The sequence below is a fragment of the Pseudovibrio sp. Ad13 genome, assembly GCF_001623225.1.
Taxonomy (GTDB): domain Bacteria; phylum Pseudomonadota; class Alphaproteobacteria; order Rhizobiales; family Stappiaceae; genus Pseudovibrio.
In genome coordinates this window covers 1-12,143 of sequence record NZ_LMCC01000008.1, presented here as the reverse complement: position 1 = coordinate 12,143, position 12,143 = coordinate 1, and the positions used below count along the sequence as shown (strand labels likewise).

At 52.9% G+C, this 12,143-nt stretch carries 10 protein-coding genes; 7 read left to right on the top strand and 3 right to left on the bottom strand.

What is annotated here, in order from left to right; all coding sequences use genetic code 11:
• Both PsAD13_RS11385 and fucU read right to left on the bottom strand, forming a co-directional pair.
• A partial coding sequence (locus PsAD13_RS11385) for a sugar ABC transporter ATP-binding protein (protein WP_153040880.1) occupies positions 1-817 on the bottom strand: 817 nt, incomplete at its 3' end.
• Between the two features lie 218 nt (positions 818-1,035).
• On the bottom strand, positions 1,036-1,455 hold the full coding sequence (gene fucU, locus PsAD13_RS11380) for an L-fucose mutarotase (protein ID WP_063318244.1): 420 nt from the start codon (positions 1,453-1,455) through the stop codon (positions 1,036-1,038).
• 486 nt (positions 1,456-1,941) lie between these two features.
• Between fucU and PsAD13_RS11375 the strand changes: the two genes are divergently transcribed.
• Positions 1,942-2,232 carry a DUF1330 domain-containing protein gene (locus tag PsAD13_RS11375; RefSeq protein ID WP_063292884.1) on the top strand — a complete coding sequence of 97 codons (291 nt, stop codon included), beginning with the start codon at positions 1,942-1,944 and terminating at the stop codon, positions 2,230-2,232.
• Between the two features lie 75 nt (positions 2,233-2,307).
• On the opposite strand, the gene PsAD13_RS11370 is transcribed toward PsAD13_RS11375, so the two are convergent.
• On the bottom strand, positions 2,308-2,952 hold the full coding sequence (locus PsAD13_RS11370; RefSeq protein WP_063318245.1) for a GntR family transcriptional regulator: 645 nt from the start codon (positions 2,950-2,952) through the stop codon (positions 2,308-2,310).
• 547 nt (positions 2,953-3,499) lie between these two features.
• Here PsAD13_RS11370 and PsAD13_RS11365 point away from each other — a divergent pair.
• The 6 genes from PsAD13_RS11365 to PsAD13_RS11335 form a co-directional block, all read left to right on the top strand.
• The gene (locus tag PsAD13_RS11365; protein WP_057461528.1) at positions 3,500-4,852 is read left to right on the top strand and encodes an FAD-dependent oxidoreductase; all 1,353 of its coding nucleotides are present in this window, start codon (positions 3,500-3,502) and stop codon (positions 4,850-4,852) included.
• A 48-nt stretch (positions 4,853-4,900) separates the two neighbouring features.
• The gene (locus tag PsAD13_RS11360; RefSeq protein ID WP_063287997.1) at positions 4,901-6,025 is read left to right on the top strand and encodes an enolase C-terminal domain-like protein; all 1,125 of its coding nucleotides are present in this window, start codon (positions 4,901-4,903) and stop codon (positions 6,023-6,025) included.
• Positions 6,026-6,040: 15 nt separating this feature from the next.
• Complete coding sequence (locus PsAD13_RS11355; RefSeq protein WP_208986548.1) at positions 6,041-7,597, top strand: BCCT family transporter; 1,557 nt, start codon at positions 6,041-6,043, stop codon at positions 7,595-7,597.
• Positions 7,598-7,651: 54 nt separating this feature from the next.
• Positions 7,652-8,812, top strand: coding sequence for a mandelate racemase/muconate lactonizing enzyme family protein (locus PsAD13_RS11350; protein ID WP_063318243.1), 1,161 nt, complete (start codon positions 7,652-7,654; stop codon positions 8,810-8,812).
• Positions 8,813-9,540: 728 nt separating this feature from the next.
• On the top strand, positions 9,541-11,133 hold the full coding sequence (locus PsAD13_RS11340; protein ID WP_063318241.1) for a M10 family metallopeptidase C-terminal domain-containing protein: 1,593 nt from the start codon (positions 9,541-9,543) through the stop codon (positions 11,131-11,133).
• Between the two features lie 268 nt (positions 11,134-11,401).
• A partial coding sequence (locus tag PsAD13_RS11335; protein ID WP_244275153.1) for an ABC transporter transmembrane domain-containing protein occupies positions 11,402-12,143 on the top strand: 742 nt, incomplete at its 3' end.

Genomic DNA, 12,143 nt, shown 5'->3' with positions numbered 1-12,143 from the left:
GAAAAAAAATTTCGGTGCCGCGGTTCAGGCTCTTCACTTCCAGCGCAACGTCTGCTGCTGAAAGGTCCGGCACGTCCACGGCTTCCTCTTTCACCTCACGACCAACCATCATGGAAATGATCTCGTTGACCGGCGTATCAGCGGCAGGGACGGTGCCCACATACTCGCCATCGCGCATGACGGTGACGCGATCGGAGATCTGTTTCAGCTCGTCCATCTTGTGGCTGATATAGATGATGCCCACGCCTTCCGCCTTCAAACGGCGGATGATGGTGAACAGTTCGGCGATTTCCTTGTCGTTCAGCGCGGCGGTCGGCTCATCCATGATCAGCACCTGCGAGCGATAGGAGAGTGCCTTGGCGATCTCCACCATCTGCTGTTTGGCGATGGTCAGGTTGCCAACCAGCACGTCAGGCTGCAAATCCAGTGCCATGCTCTGAAAGATGTCGCGAGTCTTCTGGTTGAGCGCAGCCTCATCGAGACGTCCAAATCTCAGGCGCGGCTCACGGCCAATGAAGATATTCTGCGCTGCTGTCAGATCGTTCATCAGGCTAAGTTCCTGATGGATGATGCCTATTCCGAGGTCTTGCGCTTCTCGCGGCCCTTTTGGGTCAGCCGCTGTACCGTTGATTTCAATCTTGCCATCGTCACGGGTGTAAACACCGGAAAGAACTTTCATCAAGGTGGATTTGCCAGCACCGTTCTCTCCCATCAGGGCGTGAACTTCACCGGCACGCAAGTCAAACTGCACATTCTTCAGGGCGTGCACACCCGGAAACGTCTTTTCAATACCCGTCATCCTGACGATGGTATTCATTTTTTTCTCCCCCCAATACTGGCCTGCAAACCTCAGTGAGAACGCACAGATCCCGACTGGTGCTGCGACTGCAGATCAGCAATTTGAAATGGCTGAGGCACCCGGTTGATACCTGACTGCTTGCAGCACTCCTCCCAGAGTTTTGCCGCAGTCCCCGTTGCCTCATTTGCACGCCTCCCCCCAATCCGAAAACCGGACCCACTTGGCGGGGAAGCGCATTAGCTCTGGATCACGCCCTTCTTGATAATGACGTTGCCATACTTGCGTGTCGTGCCTGTCACCACAACGCAGGTGGCCTTCCTGGCTTTTTCATAGAACGCAAACCGCTCGACAAAGGTGATTTTAGCTCCTGCAGGCAGAGCGCTCTGGTAGTCGTCCACCAGTCCATCCGGCAGTTGGTCACCTTCCACGGCGGCCATCATCATCACGTTTTCGGGGTCATACTGGTCCAGTTCCCAAAGCGGCATGACGGCTTTGAGCAGATCTGTCGCTTCGCACCCATCAGCACGCAGCACGGTGTCGCAAACGGAATAGGCCGGAAAATGCGCATCGCTGAACACGATCTCATCTCCATGCCCCATCTCGTGCAGGATCTTTAACAGGTCCGGGAAAATGATCGGGTTGATCCCTTTAAGCACTTAAGCCCCCACTCACACCATGTGCCCGCCACCGCGGGCGGGTCAAACAAACACCCAGACTTCCAGCAGGGTTGAAGAAAGCTCAGAAGTCCGCCGCGAATAAATGTACTATGAAGAACCAGAGAGGCTGTTCGCCTCGTGATTCCGTCTTCAGGCTGATGCCGTCGCATTCCGACAAACACTCTCAGGGCTAGCCCTTTGATTTCCCGGAAAAGGCAACATCAATCCATTGCTAATTCGTGTTAGCAAACTAGCAAAGCTCGCCGTTTAATCAAGAACAATTTTCTATTTTGCCGATTTTGAGCGCATTTTAAGAAACGGCCCTAGCGTCAGATTCACTTGAATTTTTGGTTGGTCAAAAGCCGGTAGTAACGCCTTCAGGCAAGCGCTCTATAATGCACGAACGACAATGATCTGGCTCCCGTGAGACCCAAAGATTATGGTCTGCCGCCGGTCAGAAACCTTTGATTCAGGAACAAAAAACAGATGCCAAAAGCCTATTGGATTGCCCGCGTCAATATCAAAAATCCTGATATCTATCGGTTCTATATCGAGGCCGCTCCGAGTGTCCTGCGAAAACACACTGGCCGCATCCTTGCGCGCGGCGAAAGGGCGGAGCAACTCGAGGGTCAAGAATACCATCGTCATGTCATCGTGGAGTTTGACAGCATGGAAGACGCGTTGAACTGCTACAACTCTCCTGAATACCAGACCGCCCGCGAGTTTCGAATTGGCATCGCTGATGTGGAAACCGTGATCGTCGAAGGCGTGGACTAACCGCATATTGGCACGAAAAAACGGGCAGGTCTTGCGACTCACCCGTTCTCATTTCAATGCTCAGATTGCGTCTGCTCAGCCCGGGTTTGGGGCCTTGAAAGCAGATTCGGTCAAGTGCTCCAGCAGCAAGCCAGATTGCTTGACGGCTTCGTCCTCATTGCCCATGGCAACCGCGCGCATGATTGCTTCATGATGATACGAGCATAACAGGTTGTCGGATTTGTCTTTGTTGGCAAACCAGAACCGGCGTGACTGGCTCTGCACGCGAGCGAGGCTATGATGGAAGTATGGGTTGTTGGTCGCTTCCGTCACGATGCGGTGGATGTCCTGCAGATTGGACAGCAGCGACTTCTCATCCTCATCCTTCGCGCTTTGCACGATGAGTGACCCGAGCGCCAGCATCTCGCGGCGCTGGTCGGTTGAGGCGCGCATGGCCGCAAATCTCAGGCAGATCGGTTCAATTTGCTTGCGCACTTCCAGCAGCTGCAATTGCTGCTCTGCGGTGATGGAGAGGAATTGAACCCCTTTGCGCGGATGGATGGCCAGCATCTCATCCTGCTCCAGCGCCTGAAGCGCCTCACGAACGGGCGTTCGGCCCAGATCCAACAGAGAGGCGAGTTTGTTTTCAGAGTACAGAGCTGAAACATCAAGCTCGTTGAAAAACAACTTTCTCTCAATTTCCGTGCGCGCAAGCTCAGCCTGAGTTTTCTGGTGAGCCACGGTTACCCCCTGTTTTAAAAGCATTATTTCTGCGTCAGTTGTATCACAGTGTAGCACAGTGCATTCCCGATTTGCCAGCGGTCTCTTCTTTTCTTTTGCTGCTATGTCAGCCGATCGGATCTTGTTTGGTGGTTTTTCACTTGGCTGCCATATCAGTTCTGGACCCCTTCTAGATAATGTAACCTATCAGTCTTCGGCATTGTGTCATTCTGTCACGCAAAAACCACTTAGATTTCATGGGTTCTCTGCGCTTTGCGGATTTTAGATAAACTAAAAAGGCTAAAGTAATTAGGGCTTTATCATGAACTGATACTCTGAAATTTACCGAAACCCTCTGGCATGTCAGCACATCATTATCGGCATCTCAGAAGCCAGTATTTCATGATATTTATCGATTTCTAAGGGTTATTACCATTGCTCTAGCTGCCAGTTTTTGCTTTTAAGGTTGCTAATATGTCAGTTTTGAGGATATGTTTCCGAAAACTGTCCTCATGGACTCAGAACTAAAGCAAACAGCCATAAATTGTGGCATACAAGGTAAGCACCCATGAAAAACTGGAAAGAGACTGCCCTAGCAGAAACCGCATCTCCTGTTCTTGCTGAAGCAGATGTTGTTGTTTGCGGTGGTGGCCCATCTGGTGTTGCTGCGGCTGTTATGAGTGCCCGCAGCGGTTTGAAGACAATCCTCATCGAGAAAAACGGGTTTTGTGGCGGCGGTGCAGTTGCCGGCCTGTCAGGTACTATCTGCGGTCTGTTCCTCACCCAGGACGACATCGAAAACAAAGACGCCAAGCAAATTGTTTTCGGTTTCGCAGAAGAGTTTCGTGCTCGCCTGCTGGCCAAAGGCGGTGCCACCGCCCCACAAATCTACGGCAACACCCACGTGGTGACCTTTGATCCGCTGATCTGGCGCGAAGCTGCGGACGATCTGCTTGAGGAATCCGGCGTTCAGTGCCTCTACCACACCTACATGACCGAGGTGGTCCGCGATGGCGATGAGATCACCGCGATCCGTGTAGACTCCAAGGCAGGCAGCACCTTCCTCAAAGCAAAAGCATTCATTGATACGTCAGGAGATGCGGCTCTCGTGACGAAAGCGGGGTGTGAGTACAGCTTCGGCGATAAGGGTGCCATTCAGAACCCGACCATGATCTTCCGTCTGTCAGACGTGGTGGAAAGCGATTTCTACGATTACTTCGGCAAGAACACCATCTGCCCGCCTGACATGATCGAACAGCTGAAAACAGCTTTCGAGAGCAGAGAGTACGACACACCCCGCAACAAAGTCTGGGTGTTCCCAACCCCGCAAAAGGGCGTGTTCCTGATGAACTGCACCCGTCTGGCAGGTCAGGACAACCGGTTGCTGAACGTGGTGGACCCTGCTGATTTCACATACGCGGAAGTCTATGGCCGTCGTCAGGCGCGCGAGTACCACCGCTTCTTCAAGGACAAGATCAAAGGCTTTGAAGAGTCCCAGCTGATTGACATGCCACCAGAAGTGGGCATTCGCCAAACACGGACCATCAGCGGCGAAACCACCCTGACGAACGAGCATGTTGCAAACTGTGACAAGCCTGAGGACGGCGTGGTCCGCTCCTCCTGGCCGATTGAGATGCACGCCGGTGAGAAGAGCAAACTGCACTGGCTGATGGAAGATTACTATGAGGTTCCATACGGCACGCTGGTGCCGAAGGAGCTGGACAACGTGATTGTCGCGGGACGGTGCCTGAGCGCCGAACACGAAGCGCTCGCTTCTGCCCGCGTTACTGCCCAGTGCTTTGAGCTGGGACATGCGGCGGCTGTGGCGACAAAACAGAAAATCGACAAAGCGATCAATTACAGGGATGTCGACACAAAAGAGCTGCGCGAGGCGATGCGTGCGGCTGGCAGCGCTCTGTAAAAAGTCGGGCAATAAGGAAGGTGCCTCAAGGCACACTGGGAGTTAAAAATGGAAGACTGCAGAATTAGCCGGGTCGAGCTTTATGCTTTGGCTGATGAGAATGCGCCCCCTATTCCCTGGGCGGATAATCAGGAACCTCTGCTGTACACCAACAACATTGTACGCCTGTTCACCGAGGATGGAACCGAGGGTCTTGGCGCAACTATGAGCTACACAGAGAACTTCTTTGATCGGTGCATCATTGAATCTCTGCGTACCATCGTTCCCGGTCTCATCGGCAAAAATCCGCTGATGACTCAGGAACTCAACAACTGGCTTGGAGCACGCTGCACCTGGGGTGGACTGCCAGCGAAGTCTCCAATCGACATTGCAGCATGGGACATCAAGGCCAAAAAAGCCGGAATGCCGCTTTACATGCTGCTTGGCGGCGCCCGGACCAAAATCAAGTCCTACGCCTCCACGCCAATGTTCGACACTGTAGAGGAATACTTCCCTTACATTGACGACTGCATTGCGCACGGCTTCACAGCAATCAAACTGCACTGCTACTGCATCTATGAAAAGGATGTAGCGCTGGTGGAAGCTGTGCAGGCCAAATACGGCTCTACCGGCATCCGTTTCATGCTGGACACAGCGACGTTCTACACACCAGCACAGGCCATGAAGATGGCCAAGTGGATGGAACGTCATGACTGGGAATGGCTTGAAGCGCCAGTTTCCGACTACGACTACAAGACCTATCAGCGCCTTGTCGCCAATACGGATCTTGAAATTTCCAGCCATGGCAACTGCCTGCTCACATTGCAGGAAGTTACGCACGCGCTGAGCACTGGGATGTGGTCAGACGTGCGTCAGGACGCGACTGTTTGCGGCGGCATTACTCAGCTGAACAAATGCTTCGCGATCGCGGCCGGCCACAGCAAAAACCTGGAAATCCAGAGCATGGGATACACCCTGACACAGGCTGCCAACCTGCACGTCGCTCTGGCTCACGACAACTGCAATTACTTCGAGCAGTTCTACCCTTACGAGGCGTTTGAGCTGGCAAGTAAAACCCAAATCCGCACAGACAAAGAGGGATATGTGCACGCGCCGGCGGGCAACGGGCTCGGCGTGGAAATGGATTGGGACGCAGTGAAGGAAGCATCTTTCGCTTCTTTCGTCTTCGAATAATAAATGGGGGCATCCATGGCTAAACTACAACTGGATAAGACGAACTTCTTCGTCGGGGGCATTGCGGTACTCCTACCGACAATGGGCATTCTGGCAGCAGACATTGCTGCACCGGGCTCCGGTAAAGAAGTTATCTCTTCTTTGAAGAGCTATCTGACAAACGAATTTGGCGCGTTCTACATGTGGGCAGCGATCTTGTCGCTGATCTTCTGCCTGAGCGTTTCTTTCAGCAAGTACGGCAACATCGTACTTGGTGAGCCTGATGAAAAGCCTGAGTACAACACGATCTCCTGGGTCGCGATGATCTTCAGTGCAGGCATCGGCGCCGGCATCCTCTGGGGTGGCGCCAGCGAGTGGATCTACTACATGTCCACGCCGCCACTGGGTCTTGAGCCGGGCACAGAGCTGGCCAAAGAATGGGCGATCACCACGGGCATGTTCCACTGGGGTCCTAGTGCATGGGCACTCTACTCCGTGTGCTCCATCACCATCGGCTATTACTATTATGTCCGCAAAGACCCGGTTCTGAAAGTTTCAGAATCCTGTAAGGGCGTTTTGGGTACACGTGCAAAAGGCCCTCTGGGCAACGTGGTCGATATCTTCATCATGATCGGTCTGGTGACTGCAAGTGCGACCAGCCTTGGTCTGGGCACACCGGTTGTTGCCGCTGGCTTCTCCAAAGTGCTTGGCATTGAGCACGGCACCTCCATGAACCTTGCAGCTCTTGCAATCGTGGTTGCGCTGTTTGCTGCAAGTTCCGCGCTTGGCCTGAAAAAAGGTATGGCGAAGCTGTCCAACTTCAACATCTTCCTGGCGGTTGGCCTGCTGATCTTCGTGCTGTTCTTCGGCGGCTACTTCCTGACCACCATCAAGTCCTTCACCACGTCTGTTGGTGCGCTCGTGACAAACTTCGTGCGTCTGAGCACCTACATGGAGCCATACGCAGAGAACTCCACCTTTGTGTCTGACTGGACAATCTTCTACTGGGCATGGTGGGTTTCTTACGGTCCGTTCCAGGGTCTCTTCTTCGCGAAGATTTCCCGTGGCCGTACAATCCGCGAGATGGTTCTGGGCACCCTGTTGTTTGGTTCTCTAGGCACTGCAGTGTTCTTCGCAATCTTCGGCAACTACGGCATTGGCCTTCTGGACGCAGGCATCTTTGATGCACCTGCAGCACTGGCAGCTGGCCAGAGCTCCTTCACCGTGATCATCGACATGTTTGCGAACCTGCCACTGGGCACTCTGTTCATCATTGGCCTGTGCGTTTCCGCGATCGTGTTCATGGCAACCACCTTTGATGCGGCATCCTTCTCTCTTGCAGCGATGACCACCAAAGAGCTGCCAGATGGTGCAGATCCAGCACTTTGGAACCGTCTTGTCTGGGCTCTGTTCCTGGGCATCATCCCGGTGGTGATCAACCTGATCGGCGGAGACCTGGGCACCATCCAGATCTCAACGGTTGTTGGCGGATTGCTGATGGTCATCATCCTCGGCATTGTTGCGGTCTCGTTCCTCAGAGAACTGCACCGCGACATTGCCAACGGTGTCGAACTTCCAATGCGCAAAAAATAATAAAGCACATGAGGGCGCCAGCAAAAACTGGCGCCTTTCTCTTAGGAGCACATCATGTCACTGGCACTTAACCCAGCAGTCGCACCCATCAAGTCCGTCGAGTTTATTCCGGTCAATTACAAAGCCAGCAACTGGAGCCAGAACACGGTTGTCGTCAAGATTACAGACGAAAACGGTGTCTACGGCCTCGGCGAAGCTGACGGATCTCCGGACGCAATTTTCGCTTATTCCAATATTGAAACTGAACATAAGTGGCTAACGAACCTGGCCGAAAGAGTCATTGGCCGTCTGCCGATCGAAATCAACGCCATCTGGGACTCCATGTATGACGCCACGCAGTGGCAGGGCATGCGCGGACTGGGCATGTTCGCCCTCTCCGGCATCGACATGGCGCTTTATGACCTTGCGGGCAAACAGCTTGGCGTGCCAGCCTATCAACTGCTTGGCGGCACCAACAAAGACAAAGTCCATCCGTATCTGACACTGTATCCAGCCATTCCTGTGGATGCGTCTTTGGACGTTGCCATCAAAGGCTACGCCCCGCTGCTTGAAAAAGCCAAGGCACACAACATCCGCGCGGTGAAAGTGTGCGTGCCGATCAAAGCAGACTGGAGCATCAAAGACGTCGGCTATTACCTGCGCGAACTGCGCGGTATTCTGGGCCATGACACCGATATGATGGTGGATTACCTCTACCGCTTCACTGACTGGTATGACGTTGCCCGCCTGCTCAACTCCATTGAGGATCTGGAGCTGTATTTCGCAGAAGCGACGCTGCAGCACGATGACCTGAGTGGCCACGCCAAACTGGTAGAAAACACCCGCTCCCGCATTTGCGGTGCGGAAATGAGCACCACCCGCTTTGAAGCAGAAGAATGGATCACCAAAGGCAAGGTGCATCTGCTGCAGTCTGACTATAACCGTTGCGGTGGCCTGACAGAGCTGCGCCGGATCACCGAGATGGCGACCGCGCACAACGTGCAGGTGATGCCGCACAACTGGAAGACTGGCATCACCTCGGCAGCGGCGATCCATTATCAGTTCGCAGTCGGCAACGCGCCTTACTTTGAGTATGTGCATCCGGACTTCTGTGATGGGGAGCTGCGCAAGTATCTGGTGACGCCAGAAGCCGAGCTGGTGGATGGTGGCTTTGAAAAGCCAACCGCGCCGGGCTACGGAATCGACCTGAACCAGCAATTTATGGCAAGCCTGTGATCACGTTCTTCGCTCTGCACCCCTCCGCAGGCTGAAGATACGCACAGGAACGTTCTCCGCCCCGCCTCCATCTCGCTTTCCGGCCTCGCGTATCTGCAAAGCGTACCCAGGGGCGGAGAATCTCCTCCTGAGCCATTCAGGAAAATATTTCCCCTGGGTAGAGACGTACCCTGCCCACAACTCACCCTGGTCAAGCCCCATTGACCGGGGTGTTTTATGAGCTCACTTCAGCATACATACTTCCCTATAGGTCAACTTGCCGGATTAGCTCCGTTAATTTGATAAAACGTTCCACCAAAATCACGCATTTTCACGTATATACAGGCATCTCGCCATCAATCTCACAGTTTCGTGAATTGATAAATTCTTCGAATCAACAAATATAATTAAGTATTAAACATCTCTTTATTAGAATAGATCAGAAGAAAAACATACTACAATTATTTGATCAACTGGTCAGTTTTTAGAATTATTTATCAGTAGGTAAACTTATTTTACCCAAATATATTAATATTTTGAATTGATATATTTGAAAGATTCAGATGTTTTATACCTAAAATAATATATTTTGCATTCTATTCACACATCGAGAGTTCGTCAATGATTCAACCAGTAGATGTGTTGATACTACTTTCTTCTGTGAATCCAAAGATCATTTATATTGCCTTTCAGTGCATCCCTCATACGTTTAGATGGTTTACTACTACTATTACTCTAGGGGAGATAATATGTTTAGAGATAATCACGTTGAAGAGGCAAGAGTTATTGAAGGGGGTGACGCGCCATATAGCACGACGACCCCATACTCTATTTCATCGGGTGACACTTTTGAGGGAACGCTGAGTTTTTCTGGCGATAAAGACGCAATTAAACTCGAGGTACAGGCCGGAGTAACTTACACAATTTCAATGGAAGGCATCGGAAGTGGGGGCGTTTCCGATACATATCTTTACCTTTACGACTCCAACACAAACGAAATCGCAACAGACGATGATGGCGGCAGCGGACGTAACTCCGAAATCACCTTCACCGCAACATCCACCGGCACCTATTACATTGGCGCTGCATCCTACAATGATCGCTACACCGGAGACTACAGACTCTCCGTTGATGCAGACGGCGGCCCAACTGACCCACCAACCGATCCAAACGCGTTCACCAACGACCAGATTGCAAGCCAGCTGACCGATGGGTACTGGAACAACTCAGGCCGTGGTCGTCGTGCGTTTGACGTGAGCCCGGGTGAGTCTCTCACCGTCAACCTCAATGGCCTGAACTCTTCTGGCCGTGAGCTTGCAACCAAAGCTCTGGAAGCCTGGACAAAAGTCACCGGTATCGACTTCCAAACTGTCAACTCCGGCGCTCAGATCACATTTGACGACAACGACAGCGGCGCTTACGCAAACTCGACAACACGCGGCAGCACCATCGTTTCTTCAACCGTGAATGTGAGCACGGACTGGGTTGCGCGTTATGGCACCGGTCTGGACGGTTATGCTTTCCAGACCTACGTGCACGAAATCGGCCACGCTCTCGGTCTGGGTCATGCTGGCAATTACAACGGCAGCGCGACTTACGGCGTGGACAACCACTACTCCAACGATTCCTGGCAGGGCACAATCATGTCCTACTTCGATCAGGTGGAGAACACCAGCGTCGACGCTAGCCGTGCCTACGTCGTCACACCAATGATTGCAGACATCCTTGCCATGCAGGACCTGTACGGCACAGCAACCGACCTACGCACCGGATCCACCGTTTACGGTGAAAACTCCACCGCTGGCGGTTACTATGACGACATTGCAGACCTGAACCCGGCCACGTTCACCATCATGGACAATGGCGGCAACGACAGCATCAACTTCAGCTCTGTTCGCGCTGACCAGAAAATCTCTTTGGTGGCAGAGACTTACTCTGACGTGAACGGTCTGACCGGCAACATGACCATCATGCGTGACACCGTGATCGAGAATGCTTATTCTGGTTCAGGTAATGATGAGCTGATCGGGAACGATGCCGACAACGGTCTCTATGCCAATGCTGGTAACGATACCCTCGAAGGTGGTCTCGGTGACGACACTCTTTCGGGCGGTTCTGGTCGTGATACCTTCGTGTTCAACATCAACTGCGGTGCAGACACGATCGTTGACTTCTCCAATGGCCTTGACTTTATGAGATTTGAAAGCGGTGCAGACAGCTTTGCAGACCTTACGATTCAGGACACTGGTGCAGACACACTCGTCAGCTACGACGGTGGTTCCATCACCCTTTCAGGCGTTGATTCCAGCCTCATCAATGCAGACGATTTCACGTTTGTATAAGAGGTAGAAAAATGTGCGACCTGCCGCAATGGCAGGTTGCATAATTATTTAATCAAATCATAAGTTTGCGGTATTTCCCTCATTTTCAATGCATGAGCAAAATTAAGCGTCTTACCCCTTTCAAATAGTGTGCGATTTACATACTATGGAGACCACAATTTTTGTTGGGGCATAACCACGAGTTTTGTAGCGTAACAGGCGTCCTATCGTTCGTTGGGAGGACGTGCCGCGCACTGAAGTTTGGGGCCAGGTGGTTTCGGGAGTATCTATGAGTACATCGAAGAGTGGGCAGCCAAAGCGCCCTATGGTGGCAGAGGCGTTTGCGGCGTCTCGGTCCGGGTATGCGGGCGTTGGGGTCTTGAGTCTGGTCATCAACCTGTTGATGCTGACGGGTCCGATGTTCATGCTGCAGATCTATGATCGCGTGCTCGCCAGCCACAGCGTGCCAACACTGGTGATCATCGCCAGCTTCGCCGGTATCCTTTATCTGTTCTTTGCCCTGCTGGAAGGCATCCGTGCTCGTGGCCTGTCGCGTATTTCTCAGGAAATTGATGCCCGTCTGTCGCGCACCGCGTTCCTTGCCAATTTGCGCGTACCACTGCGCATGGGCAACAGCGGCAAAAACGTAGACCCGATCCGCGATCTGGAAACCATGCGCCAGTTCTGGGGTGGTCAGGGTCCAGCCGCGCTCTTTGATATTCCATGGATGCCGATCTATCTGGGTCTGGTGTTCGTGCTGCACTTCTGGCTCGGTATGCTGGCACTGGCTGGCGCAGTCATCATCCTCTCTCTCGTTCTTGCCAACGAGTTCATGAGCCGCGATCCCTCCAGGGAACTGGCCTCACAAAACGCACAGCGCAGCAACACCCGCTCCGGCGCTCGCCGCAACGCGGAAGTGGTGCGCGCCCTTGGCATGAGCTCCACACTCACCAACAAGTGGGATGAAACCAACGCCCGCTTTTATGATGCCCAGACCAAGGCAGGCGACCGCGCCTCCCTGTTCGCCACTG

Coding starts and splice junctions, on each gene's coding strand:
- PsAD13_RS11375 (WP_063292884.1), top strand. CDS start 1,942: ATGCCAAAAGCCTATTGGATTGCCCGCGTCAATATCAAAAATCCTGAT.
- PsAD13_RS11365 (WP_057461528.1), top strand. CDS start 3,500: ATGAAAAACTGGAAAGAGACTGCCCTAGCAGAAACCGCATCTCCTGTT.
- PsAD13_RS11360 (WP_063287997.1), top strand. CDS start 4,901: ATGGAAGACTGCAGAATTAGCCGGGTCGAGCTTTATGCTTTGGCTGAT.
- PsAD13_RS11355 (WP_208986548.1), top strand. CDS start 6,041: ATGGCTAAACTACAACTGGATAAGACGAACTTCTTCGTCGGGGGCATT.
- PsAD13_RS11350 (WP_063318243.1), top strand. CDS start 7,652: ATGTCACTGGCACTTAACCCAGCAGTCGCACCCATCAAGTCCGTCGAG.
- PsAD13_RS11340 (WP_063318241.1), top strand. CDS start 9,541: ATGTTTAGAGATAATCACGTTGAAGAGGCAAGAGTTATTGAAGGGGGT.